This is a genomic window from Spirulina sp. CCY15215 (assembly GCF_016888125.1).
In the GTDB taxonomy this organism is placed as follows: Bacteria; Cyanobacteriota; Cyanobacteriia; order Cyanobacteriales; family Spirulinaceae; genus CCY15215.
On sequence record NZ_JACSWA010000389.1, the window covers coordinates 1 to 18,345 of the forward strand.

Here is an 18,345-nt window from a genome sequence, read left to right on the forward strand (position 1 = left end):
TGAGAACGCCAGTTGTTCTGGGAACGCTACGAGGTCTCTCGTAGCTGAAAGAATCCCCAACCATAATCTTTGATTTGGTTGGGGAGCGTTCAATATTGTCCCATAGCTCAATTGGCAGAGTGCGCGGTTGTTACCCGCGAGGTTGCAGGTTCGATGCCTGCTGGGACAGTCGTTGCCAGATAGACAAATTCGGTAAAGTCACCTGTCTCTGAAACAGGATTTTGTAGGTTCGATCCCTACCTCCTCAGTAATACTTTAGAGAAATTGGCGCGATCGCAATTAATTCTTAATCTTATAAACTTTTCCGGTACTGCCATCAAATTCGACCCAATCTCCATCTTTCAACCATTGTGTAACCCCTGGAATAGAGACGATCGCGGGAATTCCCAACTCTCGAGAAACGATCGCCCCATGAGATAAAACACTTCCTTGTTCAACTAATAATCCCGCAGCAGCCGGAAAGAGGAGAATCCAACCTGGATCGGTACGTTCTGCGACTAAAATCATACCGGGTTGTAAGGTTGAAGAATGATCTCGATCTAAGAATTCTTGGGGGTTTTGAATAACCCGCACCGAACCCCGAACGATGCCAGGAGAACAGCCGATTCCTTGTTGAAAGTCTGCTGAAGAAGCGGTAGCAAAAAGTCGTTCTAAGGGCTGTCCTTTGAGGTAGGGAATGCCATAGGTTTCAAAGCGATCGCTGGGGATTTTTCCTTCTCGATAGCCTTCAATTTCAGCCTTGCGAAGGGCAACTAATCCTTTTAAATTTGTACAAGTTGCGGTGCCTTCAATCATTCTCATAATTTCCTCAACTTCAAGATAAAAAATATCCTCGGTTTTCTCGATAAAATCGGCGATAAAAAAGTGTTTTCCCAACGCTAAAAAGACTTGTCTCGCGCGACCAAATACCCGCGTTCTTTCAAAACGGAGATTTTCGCGATCGCGGACTCCTTTCCGTGCATTTTGTAAGACCCAATGAAAGATTAATCGTCTTAAGGGATGCGATCGCAAAGCACGGCGAACCTTTAATATATTAGGGTTTGGGGTGTCAGGTTGAGGAGGAGAAGTAGGGGCAGATTTGGCGAGAATACCGATCGCCCGCAATAAGGGTAAGGGATTATCCGCAAGAGTAAGACTTTCTAACTTAAGTTCTTCTAAACAGCGATCGCTAAACCGTGCCAAGTAATTTTGATATCGCGATTTAAACTCAGGAATCGTTTCTATTGCGGCTAAAATCGACTCTAAGCGCCCTTGACAGAGAATTTGGATAAATGCCTCATTTTGGGATGCGATCGCCGCCATTTTCTGCATTCTCCTAGCAGGTTCGGTACTAATAATATTTCCTTGTCCTGCTAACAAATCATTTTGCATCGTTCCTTCTTCATCCCCGCACCATTTTACCGTTAAGCGACGCAATACCCCATAAAAAATCATGGTAAAGAAATCATTAATTAAAGGGGCATCCCAATGGGTTAATAATTCTTGTTCAATTGTTCGATAATAGGCAACTAATTCATCAGCACTATTCGGTAATTGTTGGCCTGTTCCCTCTAAATTTCTCTCTAATCGTTTGTAAAATTTACGGATTTTGTAGGGGAGGAGAAAATAGTTTTTTAATAAACCGATCGCGGTTAGTAAAATTCGCCAACTATCTTGAAGGCGATCGCGCCAATTACCTTGTTGTAATTCCTGAATAATCTCCTCGGGGAGAGACTCTTTCACTCCCATCATCTGTCCCATAAATTGGCGATTGATGCGAAATCCCGGTAGCAAAGCAAGAACGCGATACCAGTTTAACAAATTATAGTATATTCTACCCTGAATAAAGCCCAACATATTACTAAAAATGCGATCTTTTTGGGCAATTGTTTTTGCTGAAACACCCAATAAAAGGCAAAATTGACGATATACTTCTTTATAGGCACGACGGGCAAAAGAAAAGGTGAGAGGAGTCGTAACTCCATGATAACTTTCGGCAATATTGCTATTATCCCAAAGATTATAAGTTCCCTTCGGTTGATGGGTTTGAGGTAAAACGGTAATGGGACGAGATTGAAGAATATAGAGTCTATCATTGGCGATCGCCCATTCAATATCTTGAGGACTGCCAAAGATTTGATTGCATCGACGCAATAACTTAAAAATTTCTTGAATTTGTTCGTCGTTTAAACTAGATTTTTGGGCTAATTCTCTGGGAACTTCTGCGATTGAAATACCTGGTTTTAGTTCTGTTTTTAGTTGATGTTGCCTTTCTTTTTTGATAATTTGTTGTTGTATAATTTGACCTTGCCGATCTAAATAAAAAGTATCTGCGTTACTCTCTCCTGATACTAAAGAAGTTCCCAAACCATATACAGAACTAATCACTGAAATATTACGCCGTCCTGTCATCGGATCTGCACCAAAAGCTACCCCAGAAACAACAGAATCAATCATTTGTTGAATTAAAACGGCTGGGGGCAAAGCAATAGGAAAGAATCCTTGCTTTTGACGGTAATTAATAACATTTTGGCTAAAAGTAGAACGCCAAACTTGCATAATATTCTCGCCTAAATCTTCTAAAGGAACACCTAACACTGTTTCTAGTTGTCCCGCAAAAGACTGACTCCAATCGTCTTCTTCTCTTGCAGAAGACCTAACGGCAAATCGCCCTCCATAAGGAAAGAGATCGGCTAAAATTTGTAACAATTCTAGTTGAACTCGTTCGCTGAGTTTTAAAGTGTTTAATAGTTCTTCAATATCGCTGAATTTTGCTGTTTTATCTCGGAATAATTGCTGATAAAGACGATAGTTTTGAGAGGACAAACTTTCTGTAAATGCCTCGGGGGTGAGAATGAAACCGGGGGGAGTCAGGAAGCCTTTTTGATGGAGTTGCGCGATCGCAAAGCCTTTGCCTCCCATGATAGATTTTTCGGGTTTATCCCGCAAAGAAACGATATACCTCATAATGGAGGAAAAAAGGGAACGAAAAAAGGAACTATACCCAAACTAAGATAGATCGATAATGTCCATAATGCAGACATTGTATCAATTAATTTCGCCCCTTTACGAGTGGGACGGTTGAAGAAAACATAAGCAATTAAACTCACTCCTGTCCCTAAAACGAAAACCAAGAACCCAAAAGGGCGAGAAAATCCAATTTGTTCGGCAGCAAAATAAGAGGTAATTGAACTTAAAATAATAACAGAACACCAAACTAAAACAGCATTATCTCGCCCCCATAAAACACTATAAGTTTCCACGCCAACTTCTTCATCTTGGGGGGCGCGAATTTTACGCCCAATTTCGATTACTAATCCCGTACTACTACTCGCAACCAAAAACCAAAATATTTCTAGAGGGAGAGATTTTCCTAATACTAGCCAATCGCAAGCTGTCCCATATAAACAAATCAGAGGTATAATTAAATTATGGCTAACTAAATATAAAACAGGATGAGTTTTAAGTAATGGTTTAATAAAGAATTCTTGACTCATTAAGAGCATATAAACCCAAACAAAGCCTAATAAAATAGCTAAATCTATACACAAAGAATAGGCTAAATATAACTGTATTCCTGCGCTAAAAATACCAAGAGTTCCTAATTCTTTTAAATCAATTAAACCTCGAGGTACAGGACGATAGGGACGATAGCGGCGATCATCATCATAATCTTTAAATTCATCAATAATTCTCAGTTGTAAAAAGAATAAAAATAAGGTAGTAAAAGCAACCAAGATCGCCTCTGAATTGGGATTGCGATCGCGGAGTAAAGCCGAATAAAATACCGTCGCACTACTAAAAACAAGAATGAGAATCCCATTCTGGAGAAGTGGAAAACGTTCTTGTTGATAAATCCACCATCTTTTCAACATAATTCTTAACATTATCTGACGTTATTGCTCAATAATAATTGTTGCGCTTCTGTAATTTCTTCGTTACCCCATCCTTCAACTCGCAAGCGAGTGCTAATTTGAGTATCGCTGAATCCTTTGCTTTTCGCTAGTTTCATATAGTTTACCAGTGCTTGTTGATTTGCGTCTTTTTTCGGGTTAACCGGGCGATCGCGATCGCCTTGGGAGGGTTTGGCGATCGCCTGATAGATAGCGACGACGATCCATAATGTAATATTTAAAATATCTCCTAAGTCTTCTCACTATTAAATTAATACTCGTATTTGTGTAAAATTGCCACAATCTGTAACAATTTTTCAAGATTTATGATGATTAGGGAATGTCAATTGCGATTTATCTTACTATGTATTTTGTTGCATTGCTTTTCGGATGGTTTGTAGTGGCAAAAAAAGAACAAGGGGTTTATTTTTTAAGGAAATAAATCCCCGGTTTTGATAATATTTTTTAACAGATTCATCTTTTGCCTTAACATAAACCGCCCAAACACCTATTTTATGAGATATATCAATAGCACATTCAAAAGCATGTCTTAGGAGTTTTTTACCTAATCCCTGTTTCTGTACGGAAATATCTACTGCCAGTCTACCTACAAGAAAAGCGGGAGTTTCTGTTGGGAAATTCTCCTGTAAATCTGGTATAGATTGAGTTGATATAATTCCCATACTTGAGGTATAAAATCCTTGGATTGTCTTAGTTTCCAAAGAATAAGCTACAAAAACTCGCGACACACCCCATTCATGATTTTTCCAAGCATATTGTTTTAAATATTGATCTAAGTCTGATTGACCGGATTCAAATTTATACTTTTTCAAGCTACTACGAGTTACTCCCGCAGAATCTAATGGTTTAATTTGCCAATCCACAAAAGTTAAGTCCTTTTATTTATTGTAAATAGTAAAGTATATACCAGAAAAATTTGTTCAAATTTAAAACTCTACTAGAGTGAGCCAATAGAGTTTTAATGATTTAATAAAGTTGAGAATTTGTTCAGCATCTACTCAAATAATGACAGAAGCTCATCGGATGGCTCTGGTGGATTCATCATGGCTCTGTAAATAATCTTGCTGTCCTCCTCTGATAGACTTAAAATCAATTTTTCATCTTTTTGCGGAATATTTGGACTTTCATCTCTTTTCAGAGAGAATCTTTTGCAAAAAGTTTTCCACCAGTTTGATTTTCGCTGATTTGATGTAATCTGATTTCGTACTAGCATGACCTTCTTCCTAAATTTTTTAATGATCGAGTCAGTAAGTTTAAGTTTTTAGTCTTAAGTTTTTAGTCTTAAGTTTTTAGTCTTAAGTTTTTAGTCAAACCCCTACCCGTACTAGGATAGCTCAGTTTCGTGCAAAGGTCAAGTTTATCTTAAACTGAATACTCGTATTTGTGTAAAATTGCCACAATCTGTAACAATTTTTCAAGATTTACAATCAAGATTAATACTTACTAACGACTACTAAAGAATTGAAAATATTGTGTACGTTGACTTGGACTAATGATGAGTAAAAAACAGATTGTTAAAATTATTTTTCTGGCTTTTCTCTTGCAAGGTTGTGGAGGCTTATTTATTCGTCCCCAGATTCCCACAGGAGGACTCAATAGCAATTCTCCTGAAGAAAACCCCGCTTATAGTGGTGACGGACGTTATTTAGCCTTTACCTCCGATCGCAACGGACAGCGCAATATTTATCTCTACGATCTCCAACAACGCACCCTTATTTCCCTTCCTAACCTTAACCGTCGCAACTCCGTACAAGATCAGCCCTCCCTCAGTACAGATGGTCGGTATCTTGCTTATATTTCCACAGAACGAGGGCGTAGCGATGTTTATGTCTACGATCGCCAAACATCGCGATCGCAACTGTTAACGGCGAATGTACGAGGGTCTTCCCGCAATCCTACCATTAGCGGCGATGGTAGTTCCATCGCCTTCCAAACCAGTCAACTTGGACAATGGAATATTGCGATCGTAGAACGGAACTAAATCGTTGATAATAGATAATGAATAATAAAGGATAGAAAACAATGGCTCGCAGTAATCTCTTAGATACTCGGACTACAAATTTTAGAGAACTGATTGGTAACGGTAAAATTTACCAAGTTCCTCTTTTTCAGCGTGACTACTCTTGGACTGAAGACAATTGGGAAGACCTTTGGCAAGATATTCTTACCCTTCATAATAATCCGCCTTCCGGTCACTACATGGGAGCATTAGTTTTGCAAAGTTCTCAAGATTCAGACAAAAAATTTACCATTATTGACGGACAACAACGATTAGCCACACTCAGTATTATTGCAATTGCTATACTTGAAAAAATTCAAGAGCTTATCAATCGAGAAGAAGAAGTAGAAGATAATAAAAAAAGAAAGGAAATTCTCCGGGGAGATTATCTCAGTGAGCAAAACCCAAGTTCTCTTCGCTACTCAAGTAAGTTATTTTTAAATGAAAATAATAATGACTTTTACCAAAGTAATCTCATTAATTTAAGAAAGCCTAAAAATATTCGCTCTCTTGCAAAATCCAATCAACTTCTTTGGAAAGCATTTGATTACTTCTGTAAGTGTCTAGATAAACTTCCAGAAGTTACGAACAGTGGGGCAAAACTCACTGAATTCCTAACAGATACAATCGCCGAACAGTTACTCTTTATTCAAATTAATGTTGAAAATGAATTGAATGCTTATATTGTTTTTGAAACCTTAAATGCTAGAGGCATAGAACTCAGTTCAACGGATTTACTCAAAAATTACCTATTTTCTCTTTTTCAAGGGCCCGACGATTTAAAAGAAGCACAACGACAATGGAAAAGAATTATTGATATTGTGCAAATGGAAAAATTCCCTGAGTTTCTTCGCTACTATCTTAGCTTACAACAAACTCGAGTCAGGCAAAAACGGATATTTAAAATTATTCGTGAATCTGTTAAAGATGCTCAACAATCATTTGACTTACTCGATCAACTAGAAAACTATAGCGATCTTTTTACGGCACTGAGTAATGCTAATGATGAATTTTGGCGCGACAGCCCAGACAATCAAATTTATATCCGCGAACTTGAACTATTTCGTGTAAAACAGGCTTATCCAACTCTATTTGCTGCTTACGAAAAATTTTCTCCAGATGATTTCAACCGCTTACTTAAACTTGTGTGTGTAGTATCTTTTCGCTATTCTGTTATCAGTCGTCTTAACCCGAATGAATTAGAAACAATTTACAATAAGATTGCTATTGCCATTATGAAAAATGAGATTAATAATCCCAGACAGGTCTTCGACAAACTTAATCCTGTTTATGTTCAAAATAAAAAGTTTGAGCAAGACTTTTCCTTTTTTAGCATATCTACAAAAGGGCAAAAAAAGAAGCTCGTTCGCTACATTCTCTGGAAACTTGAAAATGATGCCTCAAAGAGAAACGATCTTGATGAAGATAGTTTCTCGATTGAACATATTTTACCTGAGTCTCCAACAGAAGATTGGCGGAAAAATTTTACCGATTCTCAGATAGAAGAGATGCTTTATCGAATTGGAAATTTAACTCCGTTAGAACCTAAATTGAATCGTCAAGTTGGCAATGATCTCTATTCTGTCAAGCAAGAAACTTATCAGGACAGTGTTTATAAATTGACCAATAACATTCTCGCTGAGGAATGGACACCAGACACTATACTAACACGCCAAAAAAACTTGGCAAAACGTGCAGTTCAGATTTGGAAAGCTGATTTTGCTTCTTAATTTCAAGAAATAATTTGTGAAAATTGTTTCCGAACTATTATAAAGTAATTCTTGATCGATTATTGAAGAAAAATCCTGTGAAAAAATCGCGTTCTCTGGCGGGTATTGCAGGCATTATTGCCCTTGCGACCTTAATTAGTAAAATTTTTGGACTCTTTCGAGAACAGGCGATCGCCGCCGCTTTTGGAGTCGGTCCCGTAGTCAATGCTTACACCTATGCCTACGTTATCCCCGGTTTTCTCCTCATCCTCCTCGGTGGCATTAACGGACCCTTTCACAGTGCTTTAGTCAGTATTCTAGCCAAGCGAGAAAAATCCCAAGCTGCCCCTATTGTAGAAACCGTTAGTACCCTAGTTAGTCTTTTATTAATTATTGTTGCGATCGTTTTAATTGTTTTCGCCCATATTTTCATTGATTTGCTGGCCCCCGGTCTGAATGAAACCACTCGCGATCTGGCCATTCTCCAATTACAAATTATGGCACCTTTAGCCATTTTAGCTGGGCTAATTGGCATTGGTTTTGGCACCTTAAATGCTGCCGATCAATACTGGTTGCCTGGTATTAGTCCCCTCTTTTCTAGTGTTGCTGTTTTGAGCGGTATTGGCTTATTAGTTTGGAGAGTTGGACAGCAAATTAGCGCCCCAGAATATGTTCAAATTGGCGGCATTGTTTTAGCGGGAGGAACATTAGTTGGGGGAATTTTGCAATGGTTAGCACAACTTTTTGCTCAAATGCGATCGGGAATGGGAACATTTCGTTTGCGGTTTGACTGGCAGAATTCCGGCGTGAGAGATGTCCTAAAAGTAATGGCTCCCGCAACATTTTCTTCGGGAATGCTACATATTAATGTTTATACTGACTTATTTTTTGCATCCAGTATTGAAGGTGCTGCTGCGGCCATGCGCTATGGGAATTTTATTGTTCTCACGCCTTTGGGAATTATTTCAAATATGATTCTCGTTCCTTTTTTACCCGTATTCTCTCGACTCTCTGCCCCTGAAAATTGGCCAGAATTAAAAACGCGCATTCGTCAAGGATTGATTTTATCTGCCTTAACCATGTTGCCTTTAACTGCAATTTTTATGTCTGTTTCAGGAACAATTGTTGATGTTATTTATAAGCGCCTTGCTTTTGATGAGAATGCCTCGAGATTAGTTGCTCCTGTTCTCATGGCTTATGGTTTTGGGATGTTTTTCTATTTAGCCAGAGATGTTCTCGTTCGCGTTTTTTATGCTTTAGGAGATGGAGAAACACCTTTTCGGATTAGCATTATCAATATTTTTATCAATGTTATTTTAGACTATTTTCTGGTCAATGCTTTTAAAACTCCAGGCTTAGTTATGGCAACCATTGGCGTTAATGCAGTTTCGATGGCTATTTTTATCGGAATTTTAAATCATCGCTTGCGAGGATTACCGTTATGGGAATGGAGTGGAATTTTATTGGGATTAATTGGCTGTAGTGCGGTTTCAGGATTAGCAAGTTTAGGGATGAGTCATCTTTGGAAACAATGGCTGGGTGTCGATAATTTTTTCTTGCTTTTAGGTCAACTGGGTTTTTGTACTCTGATTGCTTTGGTTGTATTTTTCTCTCTGGCAATGTTGCTTAAACTTACAGAATTAGAAATGCTAAGTTCTCGCATTCGACAAAAAGTATTTCGCCAAAAATAAGTTAACTTAACATTAAAAAAGGGACACTACTTCGTGTCCCCGATGATTGGAGTTATAGACGAGAATTAACGATGCACACTTTGTTTAGAGGTTGTTTCATCAGTCTCAATTCGTCCACTTCCTCGCTCTTTGTTAAGTTGTTGAATTTCGCTTTTAGCGCAGATGCGTCCACTACCACGATTTTCTGGATCGCATTGAGTCTCGGTAGTAGCTAAACGATCTGGGAAGGAAAGATCGTTAAGGGTAGAAAATTCAACGGTGTTTTTAGGATTAGCGATCGCCTCAATTTCGATCGCATTAGCATTTTGCCAAGGAGAAATAGCGACAAAGCTCAAGAAGAGCAGTAAAGTAGTGTTGTTGAACATAATTGACATCCGTATTAGGTGCTATTACCTGATACGGATTTTCTTGATGCTATCGGGATAAATTTAAAAATTTCTCGCGAAGGATGAGAGAGAATACTCTTGTTTAATGAATGAAGTGCAGAAAACTAGAATGTTTGGGCGGTTTTCCCGCTTAATTTCTTTCTCGAGAGGGAAGTCTAGAAGCCAAAGAGATTCAAAAGAAATGTTAAATTAAAATTAGATTTCCGGAATTAAAGAAACTATGAGCGTACAAGTGCAATTCTTACCTGATAATGTCACAGTAGAAGCTGAAGCGGGAGAACCTCTGCTCGAAGTAGCGGCTCGAGCAGGAATTACCATTCCCACAGGATGTTTGATGGGTTCCTGTCACGCTTGTGAAGTTGAATTAGCAGATGGTACGGCGATATGTGCTTGTATCAGCGCGGTTCCAACTGGAGAAAAAGAGTTGCAAATTAATCTCTATGGCGATCCCTTATGGTAGGGAGATGTATTGAGCAATTGAGGAGAAGGCGATCGCGCCGGGAAATACGCAGGACTTACGCAGCTAGCAGGACTTACGCAGCTAGCAGGACTTACGCAGCTAGCAGGACTTACGCAGCTAGCAGGACTTACGCAGCTAGGGAGCGAGACGCTCCCACTCCTGTACTCTATCTTTAAGTCCTACTGCAAACCTAACCAAGCCAGTACACCTTGACCAGTCAGCACTTCAATTAGAACAGTCAGAAAAAAACCAATCATGGCTGCACGACCATTTAAGCGCTCTGCATAGTCGTTAAACCCGAATTTAGGTTCGATTAGGTCGGGGGTGACAGTGGGTTCGGGAACTTCGGTTGCGGGGGTTTTAGTGGCTTCGGAGGTTGTCATGACCAGTTGTCCTTTTGTCTAGAAATATTTACAATTCTTTACTATTCTAAGATAGAATCGGCGATCGTGGTGGAACTTGGGCGCGATCGCAAGGAAGCCATAAAATGAGAAGATATTCCCTAAAATTGATGTCGCGTATCCCACCAATATGAGCATAGATGCAGCAGAATATCGCCAGAGACGCGATCGCCTAATGAAAAAAATCGGTCATGGTACGGCTATTTTTGGCAGTGCGCCTTTATCCGTCATGCACCACGATGTTGAATATCCTTTTCGCCAAGAGAGCGATTTTTTCTATTTAACAGGATTTGACGAACCCGAGGCTGTGGCAGTCTTTGCTCCTCACCACGAAGAACATCAGTTCGTCCTTTTTGTCCAGCCAAAAGATCTGGAAAAGGAAACATGGACGGGATATCGTATTGGAGTCGAGGAAACCAAAAAACAATACGGTGCAGATGAAGTTTATCCTATCAATGAACTCAATGAAAAACTCCCTCAATATTTGAAAAATGCCGATCGCATTTATTATCATTTAGGGCGAGATGACACATTCAATCAAACTGTCATTCGGCATTGGCAAAGTTTTATCCGACAATATCCTAAGCGGGGGAAAGGTCCCATTGCGATCGAAGATAGTAACCCTACTCTTCATCCCTTACGTCAAATTAAAAGTGCGAGGGAAATCGAACTTGTTCGTAAAGCCGTAAAAGTCGCTGTAGAAGCTCACAATCGCGCTCTAGAATTTGCTAAACCTGGAGTTTATGAATATCAAATTCAAGCGGAAATTGAACATACTTTTGGGTCTTATGGCATGACTACGGCTTATCCTTCTATTGTTGCTTCTGGGGAAAATTCCTGTATTTTGCATTACATTGAAAACAAACGTCAAGTGCAAAAAGGAGATTTACTTTTAATTGATGCGGGTTCTTCTTATCATTATTACAATAGCGATATTACTCGTACATTTTCTGTAGGTGCATCTTTTAGCAAAGAACAACAAAGTATTTACGAATTGGTTTTAGAGGCACAACTACAAGCAATTTCGCAGATTAAGCCAGGGAATGATTATAAAACAATTCACGATACAGCAGTTTGTGTTTTAGTGGGAGGATTGCTAGATTTGGGACTATTAAAGGGAGATTTTGAGCAGATTATTGAAGAAGAAAAATACAAACCTTTTTATATGCACCGCACAGGACATTGGTTAGGTTTAGATGTTCACGATGCAGGAGTTTATCAGTATGGGGAAGAAAAATCAGTTATTCTTCAACCTGGTCATATTCTCACCGTTGAACCCGGAATTTATATTTCTCCACATATTAAGCCTGCGGAAGAACAACCGGAAATTCCCGAAAGATGGCGAGGAATTGGTATTCGTATTGAGGATGATATTTTAGTCACAAACGATGGTTGTGAAGTGTTAACTGCTGGAGTACCAAAATCTGTGGAAGAAATGCAAAAAATCTAACTCTTGTTGTCTTCCCATGCGTTAGATATTTATTATTTTCTCTTTCTGCATGGGACTATTTTTCATTTTTGAATGTTTTTTGCTCATCTTGAATAATGAATTTATCCACACAAAAAAATATTATTGGTTTTGATTATTTACGAGCTATGGGTTGTTTAATGGTTATTATCAATCATAGCGATGGTTTGAGAGTATTTGCAGTTAATGAAACCATTTCCCGAATTTTTCTTTTTTATTATACCAGTATTAATTTAATAGCAGTCCCTATTTTTTTTCAAGTTTCTCTCTATTTATTTTATGTTAAAAGAGATAAAATCAAGAACTATTTTGTTGAGAAAAGACTGTCAAAGATATTAATTCTCTACGGTTTTTGGACTTGTTTATTTATGCTTGCCAAAATTGCAGTAGGTGACTTTGATTTTTACGATCGCTTCGGCACATTTCCCCATATTTTAGGGACAATTATTACTGGAGCAAAAGGTTTATTTTACTTCTTTTTCTCTCTCTTAGTTATAACTTTTTTAGCGGATATTAGCATTAAAATTAAAGAAAAATTTACAATTAATTTAAAGCGATGGCTTTTCTATGAATATCTAGGTTTTGTTTTATCCTGTAGTTATTTAATCATTGTATCTAGTATTAGTCTCTTCAATTACCAATATATTTGGACAGCTTATGATAATCCGCTTAATTTTATACCCTATATTTTTTCCTCATATCTCATTTTTCAACGAGTTTCCACTCTTTCTCAACAGACAAGCTATAATCGTAAACGCGAAATTAATCGCATTATTATTCCTTTGGCGATCGCCTTTATTGTGTTTACAATCCTAGAGTGGAAATACTTTTATCGTCCCGATATTTTTATCGATGGAATTATGCCACTCTATGCGCGACTTTCTTTAGTTTTTGGGTCGATCGCCCTTGTTTATTTATTTATCTTACTACCATTAAAACCCATTCCTCTTGTTAGTCTACTATCAAGTTGCTCTTTGGGAATATACTGTTTTCATAAATTCTTACCTAATTTTTTCGGTATCGGTTTGAATGCGATCGCAGTGTTTCTATTCAATTATAATTTAAGCGAAAACATTGCTTTAATGAGTTCTATTTTGTTTGTAAATTGGTTGTTTTTCTCTATTGTACTCACTCTTTTGTTGAGAAAAATCAAGTTCTTTAGATTCATACTCTAAAGCAATTGACCTGTTATCAATCATCTTTTTAAGACAATATTACCATCAGCATCGATCGCGATCGGTGTATTGGGAAAATCGCTTTGAGTTAATCTTTGCATGAGTGCGATCGTGCGCTTTTCGGGGTCAAAAGCAGGAACAGCTTCTCCATTTAAACGCAAAGGAACAATATTTCCTTGCATGAATTTTCCCTCTCGATCCAATTGAGTTTCTAAAATCAAAGAATAGCCTTTTTCTGCACTACTACTAAGAACGCGATAACCGATAAAATTACCTAAAGAATAAGCAATTAATCTTTCCTTATAAAGTTCGATCGCCCTAGGAACATGGGGACCGTGACCCAAAATCAAATCTGCACCATTATTGATCATTGTACGCGAAAACTGCACCATATTACCTCGGTTTTCATTATAAAAAGTTTCCGTTTGGTTTCTGACATGAAGTGCATTGCTTCCCTCGGCTCCAGCATGGACAGAAATAACAATAATATCAGCATTTGCATCAGCTTGCTTGACCAATGCGGCTGCTTGTCCGAGATTATTTAAAGAATTATGATACCCCAAATAACTAAACCCAATCCAAGCTACTTTGATGCCATTGGCTTCTGTATAAACAATTTGACCTTTTGCACCAACTGCTTTCATTCCTTCCGCTTGAATATAGCGTATTGTATCTTGAAAACCTTGTGGTGTAAAATCATAAGAATGGTTATTAGCAACACTGAGAACATTAAAGCCTGCTTGTTGCAGAATTCGAGCGTGACTGGGAGGACTACGAAAAGCATAAACGCGACCCGCTACCGGAACTTTTGCACTATTGGGATAGGTTGTAATTGTACTTTCAAAATTTCCAAAGAGAAAATCTGCTCCCATGAGGAAAGATTGTACATTATTAAATAAACTAGCAGGATTTGCTGGGAGTTGATTAGTCGGGTAATTCGTACCGAGAATTGTATCCCCAACAGCTTTAATCGTCACCGTCTCTGCTTCGGGAAAAATAAACTCAGGGGGAGAAGGTTGAGGAGTTTCCGGTAAAGGTAAATTAATTTCTACCTGCGCGATCGCCTTGCCAGTCCCCAAACTGAATATCAAGCCAAAGTTAACAAAAAAGGTAACAAAAAAAGCAGATTTGCCAATCTTAAAAAGAGCGCGATCTCGAATCACTGAAATCATAATAAACCACCAATACCTTACTTTAGCCCACTTAGAATGGGAAGAACAACAGCTTTTCTATCCCTGTTGGGGTTTATAAACTTTAAAATATTTATCTAAAACCGACGCGATCGCCTTAGTACGACGCATTTGATCCATATAAACACAATCCCATTCCGTTAACCCTCGCCTTTCCCGGGAACATATTCCCAACAGTCCCGAAGCACGATTTTGACCACTATCTAAATCTAACTCATCGTTAGCATTCAAATAAAATGAAGCCGTCCTGGCCCAAGCGATCGCCTCGAGTCCATTTAAGCCCCCTTTTTGGGCGATCGCCAAGGCTTGAGGAAAGCGACGGGAATGAATGGGACTGGCTTGATTGTAAAGGTCGGTAGTATTAAGAACCGCTTCCAAGGCATAATCGGGATTAATCCCCGCATTGTAGAGATCAAGTAAATTCGTCGGTAGGCGATCTAAAGCACGCTGAGAACACATTTTTTCTGCTAGTTCAATATTGCCCCCACTACGTCCCTGATCGCTACAGGGACCGTAATTGGTCACTCTTTCTCCCCAAGATAAATTACCCGGATCTGTATGGCCAAAATAAAGGGAAGTTTGTTCTACATATAAAGTTTCATTTTCCGTAAAAACGCGATAATTTCCCTCTGCAACCCCGATCGCCAGCATTCCCAAAGTCACAGGAGAAGCAAACAATTGAGAATGACGAATAATACTCTGATTTAAGTTAAAAGAGGAGTTGGGTCCTGGGGTAACAGGACGTTGGGCAGATTTTTGGGGTTGCGTTTGAGGGGGTTTAGTCGGGGCAGATTTTGGGGTTGGTGTCGTCACTCTTCCCCCTTTAGCAGTATCTTTTGCAACAGTCCCTTGAGATTTTGTCGGTGTTACAGCATTCGGGATAACCGCAGCCGGTTTAGGAACATTGGGGAGAGGGCGATCGGCGATCGCCGCGTTGGGTTCGTAACCTAAACTCGGCTTGAGGCCACCTTCAGAGGAATCAGGGAATAGCGGTAAATTTGAGGTCGGAGTATAGCTCCGTACAGCATTATAGTCCGACGGCAAGACATTTTCAATATCGATCGCCATTGCTTTTCCCTCTGGGCGATCGACTTGTCCCTCCTGTTGGGGGGAAGAAAAACGAAACAGAGATGCAACTAAAGCACTACTCATTAAGCCAAACAATCCCATCCGCGCCAACCAGACCCAATAAGACATAATTTTTCTCAGAAGTAAAAAAGTAACAAAAAGTAAAGTTCTGGCTGTCCAGTATAGCGCTTCCTGGTTGAGAAAAAAATATTCAGGATTTTAGCTGTAATTTTGTCCGATAGTTGTGCTAGAGAACTAGATTGAACTGATTGCCTAGAAACGATCGCACCCCCCGAAATTTAAAGAAAAACAACATTTGCGATGTGGTCGTTCCCTCGAGCAGTATGGTTGAAAAACACTCAATATAACCAACAATACCCATGTCAGAAACAAATATAGAATCTATTCTCCAAGAGCATCGCACATTTCCTCCCTCTTCAGATTTCGCCGCCAATGCAACCATCGGCAGCATGGAAAAGTATCAGGAACTTTATAATAAAGCCGCCACAGATCCCGAAGGCTTTTGGGGAGAATTAGCAGAAAAAGAACTACACTGGTTTGAGAAATGGGAAAAAGTCCTCGACTGGCAACCTCCCTCGGCTCAATGGTTTGTCGGAGGTAAACTGAATCTATCTTATAACTGTTTGGACAGACACCTGACCACTTGGCGCAAAAATAAAGCCGCCTTAATTTGGGAAGGGGAACCCGGCGATAGTTGCACCCTTACTTATGCCCAACTGCATCGGCAAGTTTGTAAAATGGCCAATGTCTTCAAACAATTGGGCGTGAAAAAAGGCGATCGCGTTGGAATATATATGCCCATGATCCCCGAAGCGGCGATCGCCATGTTAGCCTGTACCCGCATCGGTGCGCCCCATAGCGTCATTTTCGGAGGATTTAGTGCTGAAGCCTTAAAAACACGCCTGGTGGATGCAGAAGCCAAATTAGTCGTCACAGCCGATGGCGGCTTTCGCAAGGATAAAATCGTTCCCCTAAAAATTGCCGTTGATGAAGCCCTCGCAGATAATGGCGCTCCTAGTGTAGAAAACGTCCTCGTAGTGCAGCGTACCAAGAACGAGATCCAAATGCAAGAGGGGCGCGATCATTGGTGGCACGATCTCGAAAAAGACGCATCGGCAAACTGTCCAGCCGAACCGATGGATAGTGAAGATCTGCTCTTTATTCTCTACACAAGCGGCACCACAGGCAAGCCCAAAGGAGTCGTTCACACAACGGGAGGTTATAACCTTTATACCCATATAACAACAAAATGGACATTCGATCTCAAGGATACCGATGTCTATTGGTGTACAGCAGATGTCGGCTGGATCACGGGACACAGTTACATCGTTTACGGTCCCCTCTCCAACGGTGCCACCAGTTTAATGTATGAAGGTGCGCCTCGCCCTTCTAACCCAGGCTGTCTCTGGGATGTGGTGGAAAAATATGGCGTGACTATTTTCTATACGGCACCGACGGCGATCCGGGCATTTATTAAGATGGGGGAAGATTTACCCAAGGCGCGGGATCTCTCTTCTTTACGCATTCTCGGCACCGTCGGCGAACCCATTAACCCCGAGGCGTGGATGTGGTACCATCGGGTTATTGGGGGCGAAAAATGCCCCATTGTCGATACTTGGTGGCAAACAGAAACAGGGGGCTTCATGTTAACGCCGCTTCCTGGTGCAACCCCCACTAAACCAGGATCAGCTACTTTTCCTTTCCCTGGTATTGTTGCAGATATTGTCGATCTCGATGGCAACCCCGTGGGGGAAAATGAGGGGGGGTATTTGGTGGTGAAACAGCCCTGGCCGAGTATGATCCGCACAGTGTACGGGGATGAGGCGCGTTTTCGTCGCACCTATTGGGAACATATTAAACCCAAGAATGGACAGCACTTCTATTTTGCCGGAGATGGGGCGCGGCGAGATGCCGATGGCTATTTCTGGGTTATGGGGCGGGTAGATGACGTGATGAACGTCTCTGGACATCGTTTGGGAACAATGGAGGTAGAATCTGCCTTAGTTTCTCATCCATCGGTGGCAGAGGCGGCGGTTGTGGGACGACCCAATGCACTTAAAGGAGAAGAAGTGTTTGCTTTTGTCACCCTTGAGGGCAATTACCAAGGCAGTGATGCTCTTAAAAGTGAGTTGATGCAGCACGTGGTTCAAGAAATTGGCGCGATCGCCCGACCTGGAGAAATTCGCTTTACGGATGTTCTGCCTAAGACGCGATCGGGTAAAATCATGCGTCGTTTATTGCGGAATTTGGCAGCCGGGGAAGAGGTTGCGGGAGATACTTCCACTTTAGAAGATCGTAGCGTTTTGGATCAGTTGCGCGAGGGTTAATTGGCAAGGCGGGTAAATTTACCCGCCTTTTGTTTTGTTTTCAGTATGGTCAATATGGTCAATCATCGTAATCGCTGACAGCATTGGGGTCGATGTCTCGCTTTGAACCCAGCAAATGCAGGCGATTGACTATAATGACAGGCTTGGAACGAGTAATATCAGAATTATTGCGATCTTCCCAAGTTTCTAACTTTAACGAGCCTTCAATCCCAATCAGACTGCCTTTTTTGACATAATTAGCGGCAATTTCAGCCGTTTTGCCCCACATTTCTAAATTAAACCAGTCTGGGGGAGCATTGCGGCCGATACGATTGACAGCAATACTAACATTGGCAACTTGCTTGGCACTATCGAGATACTTGATTTCTGTATCTCGTCCCGCGCGGCCGACTAAATGAACGACATTTAAACCCATGATATTTTTCAGTACATTGGTTCTGGACAATTTTGTATCTAGTTTAGCCGATCGCCCTAGGCGATGGCGAGAGAAAAATGTAAAATTTTCCTGACAGAAAAGCGATCGCTCGGAATAGGTTATCAATTGTAAAACAACCGAT

General features: G+C 40.2%; 17 protein-coding genes and 2 tRNA genes. 9 read left to right on the plus strand and 10 right to left on the minus strand.

All coding sequences use genetic code 11. The annotated features are described in order from the left end of the window. The first annotated feature begins 96 nt into the window (after window positions 1–96). Window positions 97–169, plus strand: a tRNA-Asn gene (locus JUI58_RS11010). A gap of 12 nt (window positions 170–181) precedes the next feature. Then, window positions 182–241: transfer RNA gene (locus JUI58_RS11015), tRNA-Gln, on the plus strand. A gap of 38 nt (window positions 242–279) precedes the next feature. Here the strand turns inward: JUI58_RS11015 and JUI58_RS11020 are convergent. From JUI58_RS11020 to JUI58_RS11035, 5 genes are all read right to left on the minus strand, one after another. Further along, a complete protein-coding gene (locus JUI58_RS11020; RefSeq protein WP_204103835.1) occupies window positions 280–2,946 on the minus strand; it encodes a PEP/pyruvate-binding domain-containing protein in 2,667 nt (888 codons plus the stop codon). Then, entirely contained in the window at window positions 2,943–3,866 is a 924-nt protein-coding gene (locus tag JUI58_RS11025) for a UbiA family prenyltransferase (protein ID WP_239121395.1), read from the minus strand. Before JUI58_RS11025 ends, JUI58_RS11020 begins: the two co-directional genes overlap by 4 nt. Then, window positions 3,866–3,991, minus strand: a complete 126-nt coding sequence (locus JUI58_RS27005) for a hypothetical protein (protein WP_275414338.1) — start codon at window positions 3,989–3,991, stop codon at window positions 3,866–3,868. Before JUI58_RS27005 ends, JUI58_RS11025 begins: the two co-directional genes overlap by 1 nt. A gap of 243 nt (window positions 3,992–4,234) precedes the next feature. Further along, entirely contained in the window at window positions 4,235–4,756 is a 522-nt protein-coding gene (locus tag JUI58_RS27710; RefSeq protein ID WP_204103836.1) for a GNAT family N-acetyltransferase, read from the minus strand. 131 nt (window positions 4,757–4,887) lie between these two features. Further along, window positions 4,888–5,106 carry a hypothetical protein gene (locus JUI58_RS11035; protein ID WP_204103837.1) on the minus strand — a complete coding sequence of 73 codons (219 nt, stop codon included), beginning with the start codon at window positions 5,104–5,106 and terminating at the stop codon, window positions 4,888–4,890. A 279-nt stretch (window positions 5,107–5,385) separates the two neighbouring features. Between JUI58_RS11035 and JUI58_RS11040 the strand changes: the two genes are divergently transcribed. The 3 genes from JUI58_RS11040 (at window position 5,386) to murJ (ending at window position 9,292) form a co-directional block, all read left to right on the plus strand. Continuing rightward, window positions 5,386–5,874, plus strand: coding sequence for a biopolymer transporter (locus JUI58_RS11040; protein WP_239121396.1), 489 nt, complete (start codon window positions 5,386–5,388; stop codon window positions 5,872–5,874). Window positions 5,875–5,915: 41 nt separating this feature from the next. Further along, window positions 5,916–7,622, plus strand: a complete 1,707-nt coding sequence (locus JUI58_RS11045) for a DUF262 domain-containing protein (RefSeq protein ID WP_204103838.1) — start codon at window positions 5,916–5,918, stop codon at window positions 7,620–7,622. Window positions 7,623–7,699: 77 nt separating this feature from the next. Further along, the gene (gene murJ, locus JUI58_RS11050) at window positions 7,700–9,292 is read left to right on the plus strand and encodes a murein biosynthesis integral membrane protein MurJ (RefSeq protein WP_204103839.1); all 1,593 of its coding nucleotides are present in this window, start codon (window positions 7,700–7,702) and stop codon (window positions 9,290–9,292) included. Between the two features lie 65 nt (window positions 9,293–9,357). On the opposite strand, the gene JUI58_RS11055 is transcribed toward murJ, so the two are convergent. After that, a complete protein-coding gene (locus JUI58_RS11055; protein WP_204103840.1) occupies window positions 9,358–9,657 on the minus strand; it encodes a hypothetical protein in 300 nt (99 codons plus the stop codon). A 241-nt stretch (window positions 9,658–9,898) separates the two neighbouring features. Here JUI58_RS11055 and JUI58_RS11060 point away from each other — a divergent pair, with 241 nt between their 5' ends. Further along, the gene (locus tag JUI58_RS11060; RefSeq protein ID WP_204103841.1) at window positions 9,899–10,138 is read left to right on the plus strand and encodes a 2Fe-2S iron-sulfur cluster-binding protein; all 240 of its coding nucleotides are present in this window, start codon (window positions 9,899–9,901) and stop codon (window positions 10,136–10,138) included. Between the two features lie 179 nt (window positions 10,139–10,317). Here JUI58_RS11060 and JUI58_RS11065 read toward each other — a convergent pair whose 3' ends face one another. Beyond that, window positions 10,318–10,521, minus strand: a complete 204-nt coding sequence (locus JUI58_RS11065; protein WP_204103842.1) for a hypothetical protein — start codon at window positions 10,519–10,521, stop codon at window positions 10,318–10,320. A 148-nt stretch (window positions 10,522–10,669) separates the two neighbouring features. Between JUI58_RS11065 and JUI58_RS11070 the strand changes: the two genes are divergently transcribed. Both JUI58_RS11070 and JUI58_RS11075 read left to right on the plus strand, forming a co-directional pair. Continuing rightward, window positions 10,670–11,989: an aminopeptidase P N-terminal domain-containing protein gene (locus JUI58_RS11070; protein WP_204103843.1), complete on the plus strand. Its 1,320-nt coding sequence runs from the start codon at window positions 10,670–10,672 to the stop codon at window positions 11,987–11,989. 95 nt (window positions 11,990–12,084) lie between these two features. Beyond that, window positions 12,085–13,182 (plus strand): acyltransferase family protein, encoded by a 1,098-nt coding sequence (locus JUI58_RS11075; RefSeq protein WP_204103844.1) that lies wholly within the window; start codon window positions 12,085–12,087, stop codon window positions 13,180–13,182. Between the two features lie 20 nt (window positions 13,183–13,202). Here the strand turns inward: JUI58_RS11075 and JUI58_RS11080 are convergent, their stop codons facing one another. Together JUI58_RS11080 and JUI58_RS11085 are read right to left on the minus strand one after the other, a co-directional pair. After that, window positions 13,203–14,354, minus strand: coding sequence for a CapA family protein (locus tag JUI58_RS11080; protein ID WP_204103845.1), 1,152 nt, complete (start codon window positions 14,352–14,354; stop codon window positions 13,203–13,205). A 57-nt stretch (window positions 14,355–14,411) separates the two neighbouring features. Beyond that, complete coding sequence (locus tag JUI58_RS11085; protein ID WP_204103846.1) at window positions 14,412–15,569, minus strand: hypothetical protein; 1,158 nt, start codon at window positions 15,567–15,569, stop codon at window positions 14,412–14,414. Between the two features lie 251 nt (window positions 15,570–15,820). On the opposite strand from JUI58_RS11085, the gene acs reads away from it, so the two are divergent. Further along, window positions 15,821–17,788: an acetate--CoA ligase gene (gene acs, locus JUI58_RS11090; RefSeq protein WP_204103847.1), complete on the plus strand. Its 1,968-nt coding sequence runs from the start codon at window positions 15,821–15,823 to the stop codon at window positions 17,786–17,788. A 58-nt stretch (window positions 17,789–17,846) separates the two neighbouring features. Here the strand turns inward: acs and JUI58_RS11095 are convergent, their stop codons facing one another. Then, entirely contained in the window at window positions 17,847–18,203 is a 357-nt protein-coding gene (locus JUI58_RS11095; RefSeq protein ID WP_204103866.1) for a single-stranded DNA-binding protein, read from the minus strand. Window positions 18,204–18,345 lie beyond the last annotated feature (142 nt).